General features: G+C 39.0%; 20 protein-coding genes and 1 CRISPR repeat array. Of the genes, 19 read left to right on the top strand and 1 reads right to left on the bottom strand.

The features are described 5' to 3' along the window. The first annotated feature begins 175 nt into the window (after positions 1-175). The 19 genes from RWZ99_RS00005 (at position 176) to nt5e (ending at position 21,680) form a co-directional block, all read left to right on the top strand. On the top strand, positions 176-724 hold the full coding sequence (locus RWZ99_RS00005; RefSeq protein WP_314675580.1) for a DJ-1 family glyoxalase III: 549 nt from the start codon (positions 176-178) through the stop codon (positions 722-724). 341 nt (positions 725-1,065) lie between these two features. Then, positions 1,066-1,839 (top strand): dihydroorotate dehydrogenase electron transfer subunit, encoded by a 774-nt coding sequence (locus RWZ99_RS00010; RefSeq protein WP_314675581.1) that lies wholly within the window; start codon positions 1,066-1,068, stop codon positions 1,837-1,839. Positions 1,840-1,848: 9 nt separating this feature from the next. Continuing rightward, positions 1,849-2,805 carry a dihydroorotate dehydrogenase gene (locus tag RWZ99_RS00015; RefSeq protein ID WP_314675582.1) on the top strand — a complete coding sequence of 319 codons (957 nt, stop codon included), beginning with the start codon at positions 1,849-1,851 and terminating at the stop codon, positions 2,803-2,805. Positions 2,806-2,943: 138 nt separating this feature from the next. Beyond that, the gene (cas1, locus tag RWZ99_RS00020) at positions 2,944-3,948 is read left to right on the top strand and encodes a CRISPR-associated endonuclease Cas1 (protein ID WP_314675583.1); all 1,005 of its coding nucleotides are present in this window, start codon (positions 2,944-2,946) and stop codon (positions 3,946-3,948) included. Continuing rightward, entirely contained in the window at positions 3,948-4,277 is a 330-nt protein-coding gene (gene cas2 / locus RWZ99_RS00025; RefSeq protein WP_314675584.1) for a CRISPR-associated endonuclease Cas2, read from the top strand. Before cas1 ends, cas2 begins: the two co-directional genes overlap by 1 nt. A 101-nt stretch (positions 4,278-4,378) precedes the next feature. Beyond that, positions 4,379-5,869: direct repeats of the CRISPR family, unit length 36 nt; unit sequence GATATAAACCTATCAACCTCGAGAGGGGACGGAAAC. Positions 5,870-5,999: 130 nt separating this feature from the next. Then, complete coding sequence (gene cas6 / locus RWZ99_RS00030) at positions 6,000-6,731, top strand: CRISPR-associated endoribonuclease Cas6 (RefSeq protein WP_060973300.1); 732 nt, start codon at positions 6,000-6,002, stop codon at positions 6,729-6,731. Further along, a complete protein-coding gene (cas10, locus tag RWZ99_RS00035; RefSeq protein ID WP_314675586.1) occupies positions 6,712-8,988 on the top strand; it encodes a type III-A CRISPR-associated protein Cas10/Csm1 in 2,277 nt (758 codons plus the stop codon). The genes cas6 and cas10 overlap by 20 nt, the downstream gene beginning before the upstream one ends. A gap of 3 nt (positions 8,989-8,991) precedes the next feature. Further along, positions 8,992-9,384 (top strand): type III-A CRISPR-associated protein Csm2, encoded by a 393-nt coding sequence (gene csm2 / locus RWZ99_RS00040; protein WP_314675588.1) that lies wholly within the window; start codon positions 8,992-8,994, stop codon positions 9,382-9,384. After that, complete coding sequence (csm3, locus tag RWZ99_RS00045) at positions 9,384-10,046, top strand: type III-A CRISPR-associated RAMP protein Csm3 (protein ID WP_314675590.1); 663 nt, start codon at positions 9,384-9,386, stop codon at positions 10,044-10,046. Before csm2 ends, csm3 begins: the two co-directional genes overlap by 1 nt. A 1-nt stretch (position 10,047) precedes the next feature. After that, complete coding sequence (gene csm4 / locus RWZ99_RS00050; RefSeq protein WP_314675591.1) at positions 10,048-10,947, top strand: type III-A CRISPR-associated RAMP protein Csm4; 900 nt, start codon at positions 10,048-10,050, stop codon at positions 10,945-10,947. A gap of 2 nt (positions 10,948-10,949) precedes the next feature. Next, positions 10,950-12,023, top strand: coding sequence for a type III-A CRISPR-associated RAMP protein Csm5 (gene csm5 / locus RWZ99_RS00055; RefSeq protein WP_314675592.1), 1,074 nt, complete (start codon positions 10,950-10,952; stop codon positions 12,021-12,023). Then, positions 12,020-13,180: a type III-A CRISPR-associated CARF protein Csm6 gene (gene csm6 / locus RWZ99_RS00060; RefSeq protein WP_314675593.1), complete on the top strand. Its 1,161-nt coding sequence runs from the start codon at positions 12,020-12,022 to the stop codon at positions 13,178-13,180. The genes csm5 and csm6 (RWZ99_RS00060) overlap by 4 nt, the downstream gene beginning before the upstream one ends. 14 nt (positions 13,181-13,194) lie before the next feature. Next, the gene (gene csm6 / locus RWZ99_RS00065) at positions 13,195-14,481 is read left to right on the top strand and encodes a type III-A CRISPR-associated CARF protein Csm6 (protein ID WP_314675595.1); all 1,287 of its coding nucleotides are present in this window, start codon (positions 13,195-13,197) and stop codon (positions 14,479-14,481) included. A 200-nt stretch (positions 14,482-14,681) separates the two neighbouring features. Continuing rightward, the gene (pyrF, locus tag RWZ99_RS00070; protein ID WP_314675596.1) at positions 14,682-15,377 is read left to right on the top strand and encodes an orotidine-5'-phosphate decarboxylase; all 696 of its coding nucleotides are present in this window, start codon (positions 14,682-14,684) and stop codon (positions 15,375-15,377) included. Positions 15,378-15,465: 88 nt separating this feature from the next. Beyond that, the gene (pyrE, locus tag RWZ99_RS00075; RefSeq protein WP_314675598.1) at positions 15,466-16,095 is read left to right on the top strand and encodes an orotate phosphoribosyltransferase; all 630 of its coding nucleotides are present in this window, start codon (positions 15,466-15,468) and stop codon (positions 16,093-16,095) included. A gap of 84 nt (positions 16,096-16,179) precedes the next feature. Next, on the top strand, positions 16,180-17,631 hold the full coding sequence (locus tag RWZ99_RS00080) for an amidase (RefSeq protein ID WP_314675599.1): 1,452 nt from the start codon (positions 16,180-16,182) through the stop codon (positions 17,629-17,631). Between the two features lie 109 nt (positions 17,632-17,740). Further along, entirely contained in the window at positions 17,741-18,589 is an 849-nt protein-coding gene (locus tag RWZ99_RS00085) for a transporter substrate-binding domain-containing protein (RefSeq protein ID WP_314675600.1), read from the top strand. Positions 18,590-18,647: 58 nt separating this feature from the next. After that, on the top strand, positions 18,648-19,301 hold the full coding sequence (locus RWZ99_RS00090; protein ID WP_314675603.1) for an amino acid ABC transporter permease: 654 nt from the start codon (positions 18,648-18,650) through the stop codon (positions 19,299-19,301). Positions 19,302-19,430: 129 nt separating this feature from the next. Continuing rightward, the gene (nt5e, locus tag RWZ99_RS00095) at positions 19,431-21,680 is read left to right on the top strand and encodes a cell surface ecto-5'-nucleotidase Nt5e (protein WP_314675604.1); all 2,250 of its coding nucleotides are present in this window, start codon (positions 19,431-19,433) and stop codon (positions 21,678-21,680) included. 38 nt (positions 21,681-21,718) lie between these two features. Here the strand turns inward: nt5e and RWZ99_RS00100 are convergent, their stop codons facing one another. Continuing rightward, positions 21,719-22,657, bottom strand: coding sequence for an AraC family transcriptional regulator (locus RWZ99_RS00100; RefSeq protein ID WP_314675753.1), 939 nt, complete (start codon positions 22,655-22,657; stop codon positions 21,719-21,721). Positions 22,658-22,693 lie beyond the last annotated feature (36 nt).

Genomic DNA, 22,693 nt, shown 5'->3' on the forward strand with positions numbered 1-22,693 from the left:
AAACTGGCCTCATGAATGTGTTTTTCTTGTGTCCCATTATAAGGGTGCAGTGCCCAGTCCTAGTGCTGTCTTTTTTCGTGCTCAAAGTCCATTTTTATGGTTTGTTTCCTGTTTCTAAAACTGCTATAATTTAAGACGTAATAGAATCTTGTGATAACTAAATTGGAGGTATATCATGACAAAAGTAGCAGTAGTATTTGCAGAAGGATTTGAAGAAATCGAAGCCTTGAGCCCAGTGGATGTCTTCCGCCGTGCAGGATTTGACTGTAGCATGTTAGGACTTGAAAGTGCGTCAGTGACTGGCTCTCATGGGATTCAAGTCGCTATGGATGGCGTATTTGATGGTAATTTTGCGGCTTACGACTTGGTGGTCCTTCCTGGAGGTATGCCTGGCTCAACTAATTTACGCGATCACCAAGCCTTGATTGCCTCTCTTCAAGCAGCTGCTAAAGCTGGAAAATATGTTGCTGCTATCTGTGCTGCACCAATTGTTCTCGAACGTGCAGGCTTGCTTGAGGGGCGTAAATTTACTTGTTTCCCAGGTGTAGAGGAACAAATTGCATCAGGCGAGCATCAAACTGACTTAGTGGTCGTGGATGGCAATATTGTCACTAGCCGTGGTGCCGGAACAGCATTAGCCTTTGCTTATGCCTTGGTTGATTTGTTGGGTGGTGATGGTCAACAGTTGGCTCATACTATGGTCTACGACAGATTGTTTAAATAATCTTATTTTGAGAGTTTTGTTCAAGAATCCTAATACATATTGTTAGAAACATTGACATGCTCTATCATCTTATGAAATGATAGAGCACGTATCATACAGAGAGCCTAGTTATAGGCTGGAGAGACCTTAGCTTAGTTTTAAGAGCTTTAGTTTTTTCTTTTCTGCTTTGACATCTCTCTTGAAAACGGTTATAATAATCACAAAATAACCTTTAAATGAGTCCAGAGAGGCTTAAAAGGTCGGACAGAGTGAAACAGCAGGGTTCTCCTGTGATTTTTTGTGCGACCTTGCCATGTGGCGAGGTTTTTTTGATAACATTTTGCAGTATAGAAAGGGTTGTCATGATTTTAATTGAAGATTTAACCATTGTGAGTCAGCGTGAGATTGCACCTCGTATTTTTGAGATGGTGCTCAAGGGAGAGATGGTTGCGGATATGCAGGTTGGTCAGTTCGTCCACCTCAAAGTGCCAGACCCAAGCAAGCTCCTTCGTCGTCCGATTTCCATTTCAGAGATTGACTACGACAAAAAAGAGGCAACCATTGTCTATCGTGTTGAACGTGAGGGGACAGCTATCCTTTCTAAGATGGTAGCTGGTCAAACTATTGACACCATGGGCCCTCAGGGAAATGGTTTTGACATTTCCTTTATTGAGGCTGGGCAGAAGGCTCTCCTCGTTGGTGGCGGTATCGGTGTGCCACCTTTGGTTGAGACGGCTAAACAGTTGAAAGCAAAGGGAGTGGAAGTCGTATCTGTAATTGGTTTTGCTACTAAAGATGCCGTTATTTTGGAGGATAAACTCAAGGCTTGTGGGGATGTCTACGTGACGACTGATGACGGTTCATACGGTATTAAGGGTTACGTTTCGACAGTCATTGATAACTTGGACTGGACACCAGATGCTGTCTACAGTTGCGGAGCTCCAGGCATGCTCAAATATGTCGACAGCAAGTTTGAAAATCATCCCCACGCCTATGTTTCTATGGAAGCTCGTATGGCTTGTGGTATGGGAGCATGCTATGCCTGTGTGGTTCACGTGAAAGGAGAGTCGGATGCCAAAAATCTTCGTGTCTGCGAGGAGGGGCCAGTCTTTCCTACCGGAAAAGTCATTGTCTAGGAGGTTGCCATGTCAGAGATGAAATCAGAAAATCGTTTAGCTATTAGCCTTCCAGGGCTCGATTTGAAAAATCCCATTATCCCAGCTTCTGGTTGCTTTGGTTTTGGTCAAGAGTATGCCAAGTACTATGATTTGGACAAACTAGGGTCCATCATGATTAAGGCAACGACTGCCAACCCTCGTTTTGGGAATCCTACGCCACGTGTGGCGGAGACACCATCAGGCATGCTTAATGCCATCGGACTGCAAAATCCAGGTGTTGATGCTGTCTTGTCTGAAAAACTCCCTTGGTTGCAGGAACATTATCCTGAGTTGCCAATCATTGCCAATGTGGCAGGATTTTCTAACGAAGAATATGCGGAAGTCTCTCACAAGATTTCCAAAGCAAGTAACGTCAAGGCAATCGAGCTTAATATCTCTTGTCCAAACGTGGACCATGGCAATAACGGTCTTCTCATCGGACAAGTCCCTGAGCTTGCCTATGAAGCCGTAAAAGCCAGTGTTTCTCATTCTGATGTGCCCGTCTATGTCAAACTAACACCAAGCGTAGCTGACATCACTAGTGTTGCCAAGGCAGTCGAAGATGCCGGTGCGACAGGATTCACTATGATTAACACCTTGGTTGGTACACGTTATGATTTGGCGACTCGCAAACCAATCATTGCCAATGGTCAAGGTGGCATGTCAGGGCCAGCTGTCTTCCCAGTAGCCCTTAAACTCATCCGCCAAGTAGCACTTGCGTCAGACCTTCCAATCATCGGTATGGGTGGCGTAGACAGTGCCGAAGCGGCTATCGAAATGTTTATCGCTGGTGCCTCAGCCATCGGTGTTGGAACAGCCAACTTCACAGATCCATATGCCTGCCCTAAAATCATCGACCGCCTCCCTGAAGTCATGGACAAGTATGGCATCACAACACTCGAAGACTTACGCAAAGAAGTTCGAACAGAGTTGTTGGGGAAATAAGGAAAGCAATGTCTTTACGATTAATATAAGACGAAGTCCTATTGTTAGGGCTTTATTTTATATACATAGCATTAGAATATATTGACAATTAGAGTTTCGGTGATATAATATATGCCATAAAATACCCAGAGGTAGCTTATGAGCGATTTATATATTCAAAGGTCCAATTATTACCTATCCTTATCCGAGCAAAGAATTATCATAAAAAATGATAATAAAGAGATTGTCAAAGAAGTCTCCATCTCACTAGTTGATAATTTGTTACTTTTTGGTAATGCACAACTAACCACCCAACTTATTAAAGCTTTGTCAAAGAACAAGGTAAATGTTTACTATTTCTCAAATGTTGGGCAATTTATTTCGAGTATTGAATCCCACAGGCAGGACGAATTTCAAAAGCAAGAGTCTCAAGCTAAGGCTTATTTTGAAGAGGATTTCCGTTTAGAAGTTGCACGGAGTATTGCCAAGACCAAGGTAAGGCATCAAATTGCCTTACTTAGAGAGTTTGATTCGGATAATCTACTGGATACTTCAGATTATTCAAGATTTGAAGATAGTGTCAATGATATTCAAAAGGCTTATTCTATTACTGAAATTATGGGTTACGAAGGTCGGATAGCGAAATCATATTTTTACTATCTGAATTTACTCGTTCCTGATGACTTCCATTTTAATGGTAGGAGTAGACGGCCTGCAGAGGATTGTTTTAACAGTGCCCTAAATTTTGGCTATAGTATCTTATATTCCTGCTTTATGGGCTTGATTAAGAAAAACGGGCTAAGCTTGGGGTTTGGGGTCATTCACAAGCATCATCAGCATCATGCGATCTTAGCCAGTGATTTAATGGAAGAATGGAGACCTATCATCGTCGATAATACGCTTATGGAGTTAATTCGAAATGGCAAACTTCTTTTAAGTCATTTTGAAAGTAGGGATCAAGACTTCATACTCACCGATGAAGGCAGAGAAATCTTTGCACGGGCTTTACGTTCAAGAATATTAGAAGTCCATCAGTATATTGAGTTAGACAAAAAACGCTATTCTTTTCTTTATACAGCTGATAGGCAAATCAAGAGTTTGATTAGGGCTTTTAGAGAACTCGACCCTAGTCTGTATGAGACAAGTTACACAGGAGGGCATTAATGGGACTTTACTTTAATCTCAGTGAAGAAGAGCGTGAGTTTGCAAAACAAAAAACCATGTTTTGTCTGATTATTTATGATATCCGAAATAACAAACGTAGACTTAAACTCTCCAAATTACTTGAGGGTTATGGCGTGAGGGTACAAAAGTCATGTTTCGAGGTGGATTTGTCAAGAAACGATTACCAGTCTCTCCTTAAGGAGATTGAAAGCTTCTACAAGGCTGATGAAGAAGATAGCATAATCGTATACGTGACAACCAAAGAAGAGGTAACTAGTTTCAGCCCTTACAATAGCGCCGAAAAATTAGACGACATTCTGTTCTTCTAGACCTTTATAGGCTTTCAATCATATGGTACAATATAGGTAAGTGTTTCCAGTAGGTCCCATATCTTGTGTCTCTAACCACTGTCTGGAGCACAAGATATGGGGATATAAACCTATCAACCTCGAGAGGGGACGGAAACCTCCCCATTCATATCTTTACCGACATGTAAAATAAGGATATAAACCTATCAACCTCGAGAGGGGACGGAAACTCGTTTTGAGAAACTGTTTAATTGTCCTGTCTGAGATATAAACCTATCAACCTCGAGAGGGGACGGAAACTTTTTAGTATAATTTGCATACAATTCTGAATAAACAGATATAAACCTATCAACCTCGAGAGGGGACGGAAACTGAAATAATTTCAGCTTTATGCTCGCTTGCCCATTCAGATATAAACCTATCAACCTCGAGAGGGGACGGAAACAATGTCCAGCCAGCAAGAAGTGCAAGAACACCCATTTCAGATATAAACCTATCAACCTCGAGAGGGGACGGAAACGCTACTGACGGTAATATTAATGTTAAAGCGTCCACAATGATATAAACCTATCAACCTCGAGAGGGGACGGAAACTATACGGTCTATCAACGTCCGAAACCGTGCCACCTACTGATATAAACCTATCAACCTCGAGAGGGGACGGAAACTTTCATGGTATAATCTCCTTGGATATTTTTGTCTAGGATATAAACCTATCAACCTCGAGAGGGGACGGAAACTGATGTAACCCAACGTTTAAACTCTTTGGCTTGTGGAAGATATAAACCTATCAACCTCGAGAGGGGACGGAAACTTTTTAGTATAATTTGCATACAATTCTGAATAAACAGATATAAACCTATCAACCTCGAGAGGGGACGGAAACAGTCAAAGCCACTACTGTTGCTACAAATTTTATCAGATATAAACCTATCAACCTCGAGAGGGGACGGAAACGTTGGGACTTTTTCAAGACCCTCTTTAACCAGTTTGATATAAACCTATTTACCTCGAGAGGGGACGGAAACGGAGTCGAGATCACAACATCACTTGGCTTAGTGTGATCGAAATAAACCTATCTACCTCGTAAGGGGACGGAAACTCTTTGATAGCTGACATAGGTGCATACGAGTATGCGGATATAAACCTATCAACCTTGCGAGGAGACGGTAACTTTTGTTTTCAGCTCCTCGAACAAATTAATCTCTGTTGAATATAAGCCGATTTACCTCGAGAGGGGACGAAAACGTTTTTAGAAGCTGTTTGATGGATAAATTTTGTTTGTGATATAAATCTATCTACCTCAAGAGGGGACGGAAACCGGATCATTCATCATATCAATAATTGTATTGTCTTGTGATATAAACCTATCTACCTCGAGAGGGGACGGAAACACTGCGATAAGCCCCAAGTTGATTGTGTTTGTGTTTGATATAAACCTATATACCTCGAGAGGGGACGGAAACATAGGCTTTTGATTTCTTGTAGCTTGGTTTTGAAGTTGGATATAAACCTATTCACCTCGCGAGGGGACGGTAACACTATAAAAACTTGTTCAATAGTGTTTGTCTCTTACCGATATAAACCTATATACCTCGAGAGGGGACTTTTTTGAAAATTTCGAAAACAGTCTTGACACCGCTTCCAGAAAGTGTTAGACTAAAAGCACATTAAGGGCGCCCCAATGAGGTGAAAAGTACTTTCAGCTATTGGGGTTTTTTCATACAAAGATGAAGGAGTCGAATGAAAAAATTAGTATTTACTTTTAAAAGGATCGACCATCCTGCACAAGATTTAGCTGTTAAATTTCATGGCTTCTTGATGGAGCAGTTGGATAGTGACTATGTTGATTATCTGCATCAGCAGCAAACAAATCCCTATGCAACCAAGGTAATTCAAGGAAGAGAAGACACACAGTGGGTCGTGCATTTACTTACAGATGACCTCGAGGATAAAGTGTTTATGACCTTATTAAAGATTAAAGAGGTGTCCTTAAACGACTTGCCTAAACTCAGTGTCGAAAAAGTTGAGATTCAAGAGTTGGGGGCAGATAAACTGTTGGAGATTTTCAATAGTGAGGACAATCAAACCTACTTTTCAATCATTTTCGAAACTCCGACAGGTTTCAAATCTCAAGGTTCCTACGTCATCTTCCCGTCTATGCGTTTGATTTTTCAAAGTTTAATGCAAAAGTATGGAAGGTTGGTTGAAAATCAGCCTGAAATTGAAGAGGATACCTTAGATTACCTATCTGAACACAGCAGCATTACGAATTATCGCTTGGAGACGAGTTATTTCCGGGTGCACGGGCAAAGAATTCCAGCCTTTAGAGGAAGGCTAACCTTTAAAGTACAAGGTGCTCAAACTCTAAAAGCTTATGTCAGAATGCTTCTAACATTCGGTGAATATTCAGGTCTTGGCATGAAAACGAGTCTCGGTATGGGAGGGATAAAGCTTGAAGAAAGAAAAGATTGATTTATTTTACGGAGCACTTTTGCATGATATCGGTAAGGTCATTCAAAGGGCGACAGGAGAACGAAAAAAACACGCCTTGGTCGGCGCGGATTGGTTTGATGAAATTGCTGATAATCAGGTCATTTCAGATCAAATTAGATATCACATGGCTAACTACCAGAGTGACAAACTTGGAAATGACCATCTAGCTTACATAACTTATATCGCTGATAATATCGCCTCTGGTGTCGACAGAAGACAGTCAAACGAGGAGAGCGATGAGGAAGCATCAGCTAAGATTTGGGATACCTATACAAACCAGGCTGATATTTTTAACGTTTTTGGACCTCAAACGGATGAACGCTATTTTAAACCGACGGTTCTAAACTTGAAATCTGAACCTAACTTTGCGTCAGCAACCTATGAACCTTTCTCAAAAGGTGATTATGCGGCGATTGCGACTCGTATCAAAAATGAATTGACAAAATTTGAGTTTAACCAAGCACAAATTGATTCTTTGTTAAATGTGTTTGAAGCGACCCTCTCTTTTGTGCCTTCTTCAACTAACACTAAGGAAATCGCTGATATTTCACTTGCTGAGCATAGCCGTCTTACGGCAGCTTTTGCGTTAGCTATCTATGATTACTTGGAAAATGACGGTCGTCATAACTATAAAGAGGACTTGTTTACGAAAGCATCAGCTTTTTATGAGGAAGAAGCTTTTCTCCTAGCTAGTTTTGACTTATCAGGTATCCAAGACTTTATCTATAATATAGCTACGAGTGGTGCTGCTAAGCAATTGAAGGCTAGATCTTTATATCTTGACTTTATGAGTGAGTATATAGCAGATAGTGTACTTGATAAACTAGGTCTTAATCGGGCTAACTTGCTCTATGTTGGTGGGGGACATGCTTACTTTATCCTTGCCAATACTGAAAAAACGGTAGAAACACTTGTTCAATTTGAAAAAGATTTCAATCAATTTTTATTGGCTAATTTCCAAACTAGATTATATGTTGCCTTTGGTTGGGGAAGCTTCGCAGCTAAGGATATCATGAGCGAACTGAACTCGCCTGAAAGCTATAGACAGGTCTACCAAAAGGCTAGTCGCATGATTTCTGAGAAAAAAATCTCAAGATATGATTATCAAACCCTTATCTTGTTGAACAGGGGAGGAAAATCTTCTGAAAGAGAGTGTGAGATTTGTCATTCCGTTGAAAATTTAGTTTCTTATCATGACCAGAAAGTGTGTGACATTTGTCGAGGCTTGTATCAATTTTCTAAAGAGATTACCCATGATCATTTCATTATCACTGAAAATGGGGGACTTCCTATTGGACCGAACGCATGTCTTAAAGGTGTTGCATTTGAAGAGCTAAGCCATGAAGCTTTTTCCCGTGTTTATGTCAAAAACGACTACAAGGCTGGTACGGTTAAGGCAACGCATGTTTTTGTTGGAGATTACCAGTGTGATGAAATATACAACTATGCTGGTTTATCTAAAAATGAAAATGGTTTAGGTATTAAACGTTTAGCTGTTGTTCGTCTTGACGTAGATGATTTGGGAGCAGCCTTTATGGCAGGATTCTCTCAACAGGGAAATGGGCAATATAGTACCTTATCACGTTCAGCCACTTTTTCTCGAAGCATGAGTCTTTTCTTCAAGGTTTATATTAACCAATTCGCTCGTGATAAAAAGCTCTCTATCATCTATGCCGGTGGGGATGATGTTTTTGCCATTGGTTCTTGGCAAGATATTATTGCCTTTACCATTGAACTCCGTCAGAACTTCATTAAATGGACAAATGGAAAGCTAACACTTTCAGCAGGTATCGGTCTATTTGCGGATAAGACCCCTATTAGCTTGATGGCACATCAAACAGGGGAGCTAGAAGAAGCAGCTAAGGGCAATGAGAAAGATAGTATTTCACTCTTTAGTGCAGACTATACATTTAAATTTGACCAGTTTATCACTAATGTTTACGACGATAAGTTAGAGCAAATTCGTTATTTCTTTAATCACCAAGATGAACGAGGTAAGAATTTCATTTATAAATTGATTGAATTGCTTCGAAATTACGATAGTGAAGAAAAGATGAATGTTGCTCGATTAGCCTACTATTTGACACGACTTGAAGAGTTAACAGACAAAGATGAAAGAGATAAATTCAAACAATTCAAGAAATTATTCTTCAAATGGTATACAAACAATGAATCAGAGCGTAAAGAGGCGGAATTAGCCTTGCTTCTCTATGTCTATGAAATTAGGAAGGATTAATACATGGCAATTTTAACTGATGAGAATTATGTAGATAAAGCAGAACGTGCTATTTCATTACTTGAAAAGGATAATAAAGGGAATTATTTACTAACAACGTCACAAATCAGAAATTTGTTGTCCTTATGTAGTTCTTTATATGATAGAAGTAAAGAAAGAAAGTTTGACGAATTAATAAATGATGTGTCCTATTTAAGAGTACAATTTGTCTATCAGTCTGGAAGAAACTCTGTAAAAGTTAATAGACAGATGTTCTTCCCTGTTAAAGATTTAGTAGAAAAAGCTCAAATTCTTGAGGCTCTTAAAGAAATTAAAGATAGAGAGACGCTTCAAAGATTTTGTAGATATATGGAAGCTTTAGTAGCTTATTTCAAGTTTTATGGAGGTAAAGATTAATGACATTCGCTAAGATTAAATTTTCAGCTCAAATTCGTTTAGAGACAGGCCTTCATATTGGGGCTAGTAATGCTTTTGCGGCCATTGGTGCTATCGATTCACCTGTTATTAAAGATCCTATTACCAACCTACCAATCATTCCTGGTTCGAGTCTCAAAGGAAAAATGAGAACGCTTCTTGCTAAAGTGTATAACGAAGAAATTGTCAAGAACCCTAGTCAAGACAGTGATGTCCTTAGCCGTTTATTTGGAAATAGTGAAGATAAACGATTCAAAATGGGACGCTTGATTTTTCGTGATGCCTTCTTGTCAAACGCTGATGAGTTAGACTCTCTTGGTGTAAAAAGTTATACAGAAGTAAAATTTGAAAATACAATTGATCGAATCACTGCTGAAGCCACTCCTAGACAAATTGAACGTGCCATTCGTAACAGTACTTTTGACTTTGAGTTAATTTATGAGATTACAGACGAAAATGAAAATCAGGTTGAGGAAGATTTCAAGGTGATTCGAGATGGGTTAAAACTTCTTGAACTCGATTATCTTGGAGGGTCTGGATCTCGAGGTTACGGTAAGGTTGCTTTTGAAAACCTCAAAGCTACTACCGTATTTGGAAAGTATGATGTTGACACATTGAATGAACTTTTGACTGCGGAGGTCTAATATGACCTATAAAATGTATCTCATGACCTTTCAGAATGCTCATTTTGGTTCGGGCACTCTTGATAGCTCAAAATTAACATTCTCAGCAGACCGTATCTTCTCAGCACTAGTGCTAGAAGCCCTAAAAATTGGAAAACTCGATGCATTTCTTGCCGAAGCAAACCAAGACGATTTCACGCTCTCAGATGCCTTTCCATATCAATTCGGTCCCTTTTTGCCCAAGCCTATTGGTTATCCCAAATATGACCAAATTGATCAATCAGCTGATGTGAAAGAGGTTCGCCGTCAAGCAAAATTATCAAAGAAACTGCAATTCCTTGCTTTAGAAAATGTTGACGATTATCTCAATGGAGCTTTATTTGAAAATGAAGAGCATGCAGTCATTGATACGGTGACAAAAAATCAACCACATACGGACGGCAATCTTTATCAGGTTGCTTCAACCAGATTTTCAAATGATACGTCGCTTTACGTTATCGCCAACGAATCTGATTTGCTTAATGAGTTGATGACAAGTCTTCAGTATTCAGGTCTTGGTGGGAAGCGTTCAAGTGGTTATGGTCGTTTCGAGTTAGATATTCAAAATATTCCACTAGAATTATCAAATAGACTTAGTAAGAAACATTCCGATAAAGTGATGACACTCACCACAGCACTTCCTGTAGATACTGACCTTGAAGAAGCAATGGAACATGGTCATTATCTATTGACTAAATCAAGTGGTTTTGCATTTAGTCATGCTACTAATGAGAATTATCGTAAGCAAGATCTTTACAAATTTGCTTCTGGTTCAACTTTTAGTAAAACATTTGAAGGTCAAATTGTTGATGTGAGACCACTTGATTTCCCACATGCTGTTTTAAATTACGCTAAACCACTCTTTTTTAAATTGGAGGTATAAAAATGAAAAATGACTATAGAACATTTAGATTAAGCCTCCTGACACTTGCTCCAATTCATATTGGCAATGGAGAGAAGTATACCTCTAGAGAATTTATCTATGAAAATAAGAAGTTTTACTTTCCTGACATGGGGAAATTCTATAATAAAATGATAGAGAAGAGGCTTGATGAAAAGTTTGAAGCATTTCTAATTCAAACTCGTCCAAACTCACGTAATAATCGTCTAATTTCTTTCTTAAATGATAACCGAATTGCAGAGCGTTCTTTTGGTGGCTATAGTATCTCTGAAACAGGTTGGGAATTGGACAAAAATTCTAATTCAGCCGGAGCTATTAACGAAGTTAATAAGTTTATTCGCGATGCTTTTGGAAATCCCTACATTCCTGGTAGCTCACTAAAAGGTGCTATTCGTACCATTTTAATGAACACTACCCCTAAGTGGAATAATGAAAATGCTGTAAATAAGTTTGGAAGATTTCCAAAAGAGAATAAGAACCTTATCCCTTGGGGACCAAAAAAAGGAAAAGAATACGATGATTTGTTTAATGCAATTCGTGTGAGTGATAGTAAACCTTTTGATAATAAGAGTCTTATCTTGGTGCAGAAATGGGATTATTCAGCAAAAACCAATAAAGCTAAGCCACTCCCTCTGTATAGAGAATCAATTTCACCTTTTACAAAGATTGAGTTTGAGATTACAACAACCACTGATGAAGCTGGAAGATTGATTGAAGAATTAGGTAAGAGAGCACAAGCGTTTTATAAAGACTATAAAGCATTTTTCCTATCTGAATTTCCTGATGATAAGATTCAAGCCAATCTACAATACCCAATTTATTTAGGTGCAGGGAGCGGTGCTTGGACAAAGACTCTATTTAAGCAAGCTGATGGTATTCTACAAAGACGATATAGTAGAATGACAACTAAAATGGTAAAAAAAGGGGTTCTGAAGCTCACAAAAGCACCTCTTAAAACGGTTAAGATTCCATCTGGTAATCATTCATTAATCAAGAACCACGAGTCTTTTTATGAAATGGGAAAAGCTAATTTCTTGATTAAGGAGATTGAAAAATGAGAGTACTTATATCAGCTGTAGGTGACACAGACCCTTTTAGAAATTTTCATGATGGCGCCTTAATTCATATTGCAAGAAAATATCGTCCCGAAAAAGTTGTATTGATTTTTTCGGAGCATACTGCGAAAAAACAAGGTAATATTGAAAAAGCCTTGTTTTCTGTTGCTCCTGACTATGAGCCCGAGCTCAAAATTCATGATTCGATTATTAGTGATAATGAGGTTCATATTTTTGATGTGATGTTTCAACGTTTCTCTGATATTTTACAAGAATATTATACTAAAGAGGACGAATTTATTTTGAACCTTTCTAGTGCGACACCTCAAATCAAATCTGCTCTATTTGTGATTAACCGTTTAAATGGCATCAATGTCAGAGCAGTTCAAGTTTCGAGTCCTGAACATGCTTCAAACGAGAACATCGGTCATGATAATGATGAAAACATTGACGAACTCATCGAAGTCAATGAAGATAATAAAGTCGATTTTATTGACCGAACGATTGAAGATAATGCTGAAAAATTCAGTCAGGCTTTATTGAAGAAAACGGCTCGAGATTTTATTGAGAAGTTTGACTATAAGGCGGCACTAGACATTCTAGACCAATTATCAGATTTCCCGAATTTAAAAAGTGTTCGAGAAGAAATCCGTGATGTTGTTAATTGTCTGTCAAAACAAGATGTTCCACAAGGTTTACGGCATAAAAAATTGAACGAAGAAGAACAAAAGATTCTTAATGCCTATTTGACCATTGAACTGCAAAGAGAACGTGGGAACGTTAGTGAAAGCTTCATACGAATTAAGAACCTAACTGAGTTTATTTTGGAAGACTATTTTGAAAAAAGATACCCAGGTTTAATAGATGATTATTGTGAAGATATTCAGAAATATTACCTAAGTCTCTTTGATTATAGTAAACTCTTAAAACTCACGAGAGAATTTGAACTTAGAAGAACAATCGCTCCAATTATCGAAATGAATTCTTCTAGAAATAAGGTTGCCCACAGCTTAAGCCCTTTGGATTCAGACGCAGTTAAACAATTAGGTATAGCTATGAAAACCTTAAAAACTCTAGTTAGAGAACAATATCATTTTAGCCAGAGTGATTTTAATTTTTATCAGGATTTGAATAAGAAATTATTGACTAAGTTGAACTAAAGAGGTGATTCAAATTGAAAATATTAATCTCAGCTGTGGGAACAACTGATCCTATAAGTAATAATCACGATGCAGCATTACTTCATATCGCAAGAAATTATAGACCTGACAAGATTGTCCTTGTATATAGTCAAGAAATGTTAGTCAAACAAGATTTGATAAATAAGGTTTTGCTCTCAATCGAAGGCTATAATCCTATCATTGAAATTGACTCTACCATCTTGAATAACGATGAGGTCTTTCTTTTTGATAAAATGTATGAAGTTATGGGGCTGATTGTTCAAAAGTATACTAATGACGATGATGAAATCATTTTGAACTTATCATCAGGTACACCACAAATTATTTCAGCTCTCTTTGCCCTTAACCGTATCAATGACTATAACACTCAAGCTATTCAGGTTGCTACTCCCAAAAATGGAGCAAATAGAGAGTACAAAGATTTGACAGACTCTGAGATAGAGGCTCTTATTGTTGAGAATCAAGATAATAGTCTAGATTTTGTTGACCGAAGTATTAAAGATAAATCTGAAAAATTTACTCAAGCATTAGTCAAACGTCATCTTAGAAGTTTAATTGCTTCCTTTGATTATCAAGCCGCAGAAGCGATAATCAATCGAAAAGAATACAATAAGTTACTTTCTAAAAAGAAGATTGCTTATATTCGTGAGAAACTAAACGATTTTTCTCGTGTTTTCAAAAACCAGTCGATTCTTTCAGATATCCTATCGCTTCCTCTCGATGATTCCCAAAAGAAGGCATTGAATTACTATTTGATGATTGATGTTTTAAAAGAACGTGAGCATATTGCTGATGTCTTGATTAAAGCAAAATCACTAGCTGAATTTGTCATCGAAGAAACCATCAAAAAATATCATGAGGGCTTAATTGTATTTGATGGCAATCTGCCAAAACTTAATCCAAGTTTTCCTGATTGTGAGGCAATTTTAGACGATATTGATAAGAAAATGAAAAAATCTAGGGGTATTGAAGACACTGAAGAACGCATTTTTTCAGTACAATCTACACTTAATCTATTATCTTACTTGAATATCCTTGAGTTCTATGAATATGATTCTCAGCTTCAGACAGCGATTAATGGCATTTTAAGTTTGAATGGTGAACGAAATAAAGTTGCTCACGGTTTGTCAGAAATTGATACGCGATTATTAAGTCGTAAGAAGTTAAAACAACTTTCTGAGAACTTGCGATTGCTTCTTGTTGATTGTTTGGGTATTGATTCAAGCTATTTTAACTATTATGACAAACAAAATGAAGAGCTTATAAAGATGCTTGAATAGATATTTGGGTGTCATCCCCCTTTGACATTCCCATATAAAAGCGCTATAATAAAACAAATTGAACTGAACCTTTAATCGAGTCCAGAGAGGCGAGAAAGGTGTACTGAGATGCTACGGCATCACTAAAGGGTAGGGACTGCCCTGTTTTCGTGCAACCTTCGCTGACTGGCGGAGGTTTTTTGTGTGAAAGGATATAAGAAATGAGAGAAAATCGTCCTGTTATTGCCCTTGATTTCCCAACTTTTAAGGATGTGAAGGCTTTCCTTGCTAAGTTTCCTACCGATGAAAAGCTTTATGTGAAGATTGGTATGGAACTTTACTATGCGGCTGGTCCTGAGATTGTGCGCTATGTTAAAGAGCTTGGCCATAGTGTTTTCCTTGACCTTAAGCTTCACGATATTCCAAATACTGTCAAGTCAGCTATGCGTGTCTTGTCTAACCTTGGCGTTGACATGACTAATGTGCATGCGGCTGGTGGTGTGGAGATGATGAAGGCTGCGCGTGAAGGCTTGGGCGATGGACCAATCTTGATTGCTGTAACTCAGTTGACCTCTACCTCTGAAGAGCAGATGCGTGATTTCCAAAATATCCAAACCACACTTCAAGAATCAGTGGTTCATTATGCTAAGAAGACTGCTGAAGCAGGTCTCGATGGTGTTGTCTGCTCAGCACACGAAGTAGCCAAAATCAAAGAAGCAACAAATGAAGGCTTCGTTTGTTTGACACCTGGTATTCGTCCAGCAGGAGCAGCGGTTGGTGACCAAAAACGTGTTATGACACCTGCCGATGCCCGTCAAATTGGTTCAGACTACATTGTTGTCGGTCGCCCAATTACTCAAGCTGATGATCCAGTGGCAGCTTATCACGACATCAAGGCCCAATGGAATGGTCAATAAATTTTCAAAAATACCTGATTTCTTAAGAAAAATAGAATGAATTAGGTTATAATAAACTATAGAGAACGCTTTACGGAGGAACATAATTATGACATTAGCATCACAAATTGCTTCAGACCTACTCGATATTAAGGCTGTTTACCTTAAACCTGATGAACCATTTACATGGGCTTCAGGAATTAAATCACCAATCTATACGGATAACCGTATTACCTTGTCTTATCCTGAAACACGTACACTTATCGAAAACGGGTTCGTGAAAAAAATTAAAGAAGAGTTTCCAGAAGTAGAAGTTATTGCTGGTACTGCAACTGCAGGTATTCCTCACGGTGCAATCATCGCTGACAAGATGAACCTTCCATTTGCTTACATCCGTAGCAAACCAAAAGATCACGGTGCTGGTAACCAAATCGAAGGCCGTGTGGTTAAAGGCGAAAAAATGGTTGTTGTTGAAGACTTAATTTCAACTGGTGGGTCAGTACTTGATGCGGTAGCAGCTGCAGAGCGTGAAGGGGCTGATGTTATCGGTGTTGTAGCTATCTTCACCTACGAATTGCCAAAAGCTGAGAAAAACTTCGCAGATGCTGGCGTGAAATTGGTCACTCTTTCAAACTACACTGAGTTGATTAAGGTTGCTAAAGTTCAAGGTTACATCACGGCAGACGGACTTCAACTCTTGAAGAAATTCAAAGAAAACCAAGAAACTTGGCAAGACTAATTATCAAGATTTAAGGCGGAACGTTTTAGGCGTTTCGCTTTTTTTAGTATAATTTAGAGGATAATAGAAGCAGGAGATTATGTGATGACAATAAATGAGTGGACAGATGCGACAGCTATGGCTGAAGCCGTGCAAAATAAGACTGTCAGTCCCCGAGAACTAGTGGAAGCTACTATTCGTGAAGCGGAGAGGATGAATCCCAAAATCAATGCTATCGTCAGTCGACGTTACGAGAAAGCATTGGTAGAAGCAGAAAGTCGAGATTTTTCTGACAAGCCTTTTTCTGGTGTACCGATTTTCCTAAAAGATTTAGGTCAGGAGCAAGCCGGGGAGCCTTCAACAGCAGGTTCTCGCTTATTTACAAGTTACTATGCCAAAGAGACAGATAACTATGTCAAGAAGCTTGAGGAACTGGGTTTCATTATTTTAGGGCGTTCTAGCACTCCTGAGTTTGGCTTCAAAAATATTAGTGATGCCCAGACTCATGGTTCTGTCAATTTGCCTGACGATATGACACGGAATGCTGGCGGGTCAAGTGGGGGTGCGGCAGCTCTTGTAAGTTCTGGTATTTCTCCTTTGGCTCCAGCTAGTGATGGTGGTGGCTCTATTCGTATCCCAGCTTCCTTTAACGGACTTATTGGTCTCAAGCCTACCAGAGGACGGATCCCAGTCGGTCCTATTTCTTTCCGTGGCTGGCAAGGGGCCTCCGTCCAATTCGCCTTGACTAAAACTGTTCGAGATACGGCTCGCTTGCTCGATCACATGCAGACTTGTCAGATGGAAAGTCCATTTATCTTGCCAAAGCTCAGCAAAGTGTCTTTAGAACAAGCAGTTAGACCTTTGAAAATTGCTTTTTCGACGGCATCTCCTATTGGTGGTAAGGTGTCAGAATCTGCTATTAAGGCAACAAAAAAGGCTGCCAGAGCATTGGAAAATCTAGGTCATCATGTGTATGAAATCAGCGACCAGCCATTAAATGGGATTGAAGCCATGCAGTCTTACTACATTATGAATAGTGTGGAGACAGCTGCCATGTTTGATGGTATAGAGGCTGGTTTGGGACGTTCGATGACAATTGAAGATATGGAGTTAATGACTTGGGCCATTTTTCAATCGGGTCAAAAGATTCCAGCTAAAGTCTACTCTAAAATCCTAGCTCAGTGGGACCTGTATAGCCATCAGATGGCAGTTTTTCATGAGGCTTACGATATTCTTCTGACACCTACAGTTTCGGATGTGGCACCTAAACACGGACAATTTGCACTCTCTGGAAGCCTACAAGATCAACTCAAACATATGGCTGATTTTGATTGGCCAAAGCAACAGGAACTTATTTGGGACATGTTTGCGGATAGTTTAGATTGGACACCCTTTACGCAGCAAGCTAACTTGACGGGACAACCATCGATTTCTTTACCTGTTTTTCGTAATGCAGAAGGGTTATCGCTTGGTGTTCAACTGACAGCCGCCAAGGGAAGGGAGGACCTCTTGCTACAGTTATCCAAGCAAATGGAAGAAGGTTCGGTTTTTAGCTAGGTAAACTTATTCTCGGTTAAATTTTTTGTAAAACCCTTTCAAATAGTGTAGTCTAAGATTATAAGTTTTTAACTTAACTTCATTATTTGTTTTAAGGAGACATATATAGATGAAAAAGAGATTTTTCGCCGTTTTTAGCCTAATCTTGGCTGCGGTCTTTTTGGTTGCTTGCTCATCACAAAGTTCAGCTGATAAGAACTGGGAAAAGATTGAGAAGCGTGGTAGTATTAAGGTTGCGACTGCTGGAACTCTTTACCCACAAACCTACCACGACGATGATAACAATCTGACTGGTTACGATGTTGAAATTCTTAAAGAAGTAGGGAAACGTCTTAAGTTGAAAATCGACTTCACTGAGATGGGTGTCGATGGTATGCTTACCGCTGTAAATAGTGGTCAAGTAGATATCGCTAACTACTCACTGGAAGATGACAATAAGAACGTTAAAAAATTCTTGCGTTCTGAACCATATAAGTATTCATTCACTTCTATGGTAGTTCGCGAATCTGATAACTCAGGAATTTCTTCATGGAAGGACCTCAAAGGTAAAAAAGCAGCTGGTGCCGCAAGTACCAAATACATGAAGATTGCTAAGAAGATGGGCGCTGAACTCGTCGTTTATGACAATGTTACCAACGATGTTTACATGCAAGACTTGGTTAATGGTCGTACAGACGTTATTGTCAACGATTATTACTTGCAAAAAATGGCTGTAGCAGCGGTTAAAGATAAATATCCTGTAAAAATCAACGATGGTATCTACAGTAACCCTTACTCAACTAGCTTCACCTTCTCATTGAAAAATAAAACCCTTCAAGAAAAGGTCAATAAAGCCATCAAAGACATGAAGAAAGATGGTACTCTTACCAAGATTTCAGAGAAATTCTTTGCTGGTCAAGATGTTACTAAGAAAACTAAAGTTGACTACACTGAGATTGATATCTCTGATATCGAATAAGATAAGCGATCCAAGTGGATCGCTTATTTGCTAAAGTAATGTTTAGAAAGATAGACTTATGATTATTGATTTTTCGCTGATTTTAAAAAGCATTCCCTATGTCCTAACAGGTCTGCCATACACCTTAGGAATCTCAGTTTTGAGTTTTATCATTGGAAATTTTTTTGCTATTCTTCTTGCCTTTATGCGGATGTCACAAAAGCCTTGGTTAAAGTATCCAGCCCGTATCTACATTTCCCTCATGCGTGGGGTTCCTATGTTGGTCGTGCTCTTCATTCTTTACTTTGGCCTGCCTTATGTTGGCATTCAGCTGCCCGCCCTTCTATGTGCTCTAATTGGTTTTTCTACCGTAAGTGCAGCCTATATGGCAGAGATTTTCCGTTCATCCATTTCTGCTGTAGATAAGGGACAGTGGGAAGCTGCTCGATCTCTAGGACTTCCTCAAAAACCAATTATTCGTCACATCATTTTACCTCAAGCCCTGCGTATTGCAGTAGCACCACTTGGCAATGTCATTATCGATATGGTCAAGAGTTCCTCATTGGCTGCTATGATTACAGTGCCTGACATTTTTCAAAACGCAAAAATTATTGGTGGGCGTGAGTATGACTACATGTCTATGTATATCTTAATTGCCTTTATTTACTGGGTGCTCAGTTTCATTTTAGAACTTCTTCAAGGACAAGTCGAAAAACGTTTAACAGTATATTAATCGTAAAACAGACCGTGATAAGCATCTTGGTCTGTTTTTTTCTCAATGTTTAGACTTTTTTAATATTTTAATCGCTTACATATAATTGTGGTATAATATTGATGATATTTTTTGAAAGGTTTTTTAGTGATGAAAAAGAAAACAATCGTTGCAACGACCCTATCGACCCTACTCGTCTCAACGGCTATCTTGGCTAATGCTGTTAAAGCTGACGAGGTGGAAACTAGTGCAGCTGTGACAGCACCAAGCACAGAAGTAGTAGCCACAGAGGCAACTACCGATGTGACATCTACTGTAGCAACAACTGCATCAAACGAGTCTGCAACACCTGTAGCTAGTTCAACATCAGTTATTACAAGTTCAACAGCTGAAACTAGCCTAGCACCAGTTGCTACGGCCAATGAGACAGCAACTGCAGCTGCAAGTCCAGCGACACCGGCAGTTGTGACAAACGCTAGCACAAGTGACAATAATGATACTGTAACTGTTCTCCACACTAACGATGTCCATGGTCGTATGGTAGAGGATGACCGTAACGGAGTCATTGGTGATGCATTCTTGTCAGGTATCGTAAATGACACTCGTTCAAAAGGAACGACCATTGTCCTTGATTCTGGTGACTCATTCCAAGGTCTTCCAATCTCAAATAGTTCTAAGGGTGAGGATATGGCTGCTGTCATGAATGCGGTTGGTTATGATGCCATGACAGTTGGTAACCATGAGTTTGACTTTGGGCTTGATCAATTGCGTCGCTTGAGCAAACAAATCAATTTCCCAATCATCACATCTAATGTTTATGTCGATGGTGTTCGTCTTTTCCAACCATCGACAATTATTGACAAAACGCCTGGTGTTGATGGAGATGAAGTAGTCGTTATCGGTGTTACAACACCTGAAACAGCTACTAAAACACATCCCCGTAACCTTACTGGTGTCTCTTTCACTGATCCCATTACTGAAGTTAAGGCTGTGGTTGATCAAGTAGAATCAAACGCTCGAGCTGAAGGTAAGGAATACAAGACTTATATTGTTATTGGACACTTGGGCATCGATACAACAACACCAGTAGAATGGCGTGGATCAACTTTGGCAGAAGCTCTATCAAACTACGCGCCTTTGAAAGGTAAACGTGTCCTTGTCCTTGATGGTCACTCACATACCCTTCACACAGCAACTTACGGTGATAACGTCACTTACAATCAAACAGGTAGCTACCTTAATAATGTCGGACGTGTTGTCTATAATTCTGATCGTGTTTTGTCACATGGAGTGATTACACATGACGAAGCTAAGAAAAATTATCAAGTTAATCCTACAGTTAAAGCTATGCTTGATGAGATTCAAGCTAAGTACAAGGCAGAATCTTCTAAAGTTGTCATTGAAAATAGTCCTGTAAAACTTAGCGGTGACCGCATGGACGTTCGTGTTCGTGAAACAAACCTCGGTAATGTGGTTGCGGACGCACTTTTGGATTATGGTCAGTCTGCGTTTACACATAAGTCTAATCTTGCAGTAACTAACGGTGGTGGTCTTCGCGAAACAATTGCTAAAGACAGACCGATTACTAAAGGCGACATTATAGCCGTTCTTCCATTCGGTAACTCTGTTGCCGAAATCCAAGTAACTGGGCAAAACATCTATGATATGTTTGTGAAATCTCTTGGATCAATTCTCCAAGTTGATGAAAGTGGTAAAAACGTTTTTGACGAAAATGGTCAACCACTTCTTGAACCTTCAGGTGGCTTCCTCCAAGTTGCTGGAGCTCATGTCTATTATGACACAACTCTTCCAGCTGAAAAACGTATCTTATCAATTGACATCTTGGATCCAGAAACTGGTGTCTATAAACCACTCAACACTACTGAAACTTATTATCTAGTAACAAACGATTTCTTGGCTGCTGGTGGTGATGGCTTCACAATGCTAGGTGGTCCTCGTGAAGAAGGTCCTTCACTCGATACAGTTTTTGCTGATTACTTGACTAATGCAGATCTTACTAAATACGCAGTTATTAATCCTAATTCACGTACGATTTCTATCTCAAGTGCCGATTTTGCTGCTTTGAATAAGAAAGATAATGCTGAAAATCCAACGGTTAATCCAGTGAATCCAGTTGATTCATCTGTAGCTTCTAAAGTTTCAGAAAAAACTAAACCAGTGGTATCTAAGGTAGTAACAACACCTAACGGTAAAGTCTTCTTTGTTTCAACTGCAAACGAAACGCTTAAAGAAACCGAAAAAGTTACTGAAACTCCTCGCCAAACCGAAGAACTTCCAACAACAGGTGATAATGGCTCACATGCAGGTCTCCTTGGACTAGGCATGTTGCTTACAATGTTTGGACTTGGCGGCAAACACAAAGGTAAAGAGAAAAATTAAATAGCTTTTCTGTAATAATAATAAGAGTTAACCAATGGCTAACTCTTATTTGTTTTCTTGTTAATATGTGTCTTCCTATACTGACTTGGTGTTTGAGCATAATAATGCTTAAATTGGCGATTAAAGTTTGAGAGGTTGTTAAAACCAACACTCGTAGAAATTTCTAAAACTGGTTTTACGCTATTACGAAGCTCCTCACAAGCAGCATTCAGTCTAGCCTGAATAATAAATTCGGTGCAAGAGGTACCTGTATGTTGTTTAAACATGGTCATAAAATGCGTCTTACTGTAACCCATAAGCTCAGACAATTGCTCAATAGTAAGCGTCTCAGCATAATGCTTGTTAATGTAATCAATGATTTCTCGAATTTTTTCATTTTTACGATAATGATCATCGGAAGTCTTTCGTTCTACCAAACGATAGTAGTAGAAGAGATAGATGAGTTCCTCCAATTTGGACTTTAGTAAAATCTCGTAGTGTCTATCTTTTTGACGAATAATCTTAAAAATCTCAAATAGAGCTCCCTTAATTTCAGAATAACCCTCATCAGTTGGTTTTAAACATTGTTTGAACTTGAAATTAGAATTTTGCAAGGGTTGTAGATAACGGAGACTAAGAGGGGCGACTAGAGATTGCCCTAACATATCTAAATGAAAATGAAGTGTATCAGTATGGTGCGACTGATTATCAATAGGATGGACAGAATGGAGTCCATTAGGACGAATTAGAAAGATATCTCCAGGCTGACTATCAAAATAGTCATAATCAATGTGATAGCGAGCTGTCCCCTCATAGACGAATTGAATTTCAAGTTCTGGGTGCCAATGAAAAAGAATGTCAGGACGTCCGTTTTCAACCTTAGTTTCAGTTAGTCTAAAAGGAAGAAGATTATCATCAAAATCTATCAAATGTTTAAAATCAGTATCAGTAGCTTGTTGACTCATCATTAACCTTTCAAAATCATAGAATAGTACCATGATAGCATTTTCTTTTTCGAAAAGCATGGGAAAATC

This window comes from uncultured Streptococcus sp. (genome assembly GCF_963545685.1).
Classification (GTDB): domain Bacteria; phylum Bacillota; class Bacilli; order Lactobacillales; family Streptococcaceae; genus Streptococcus.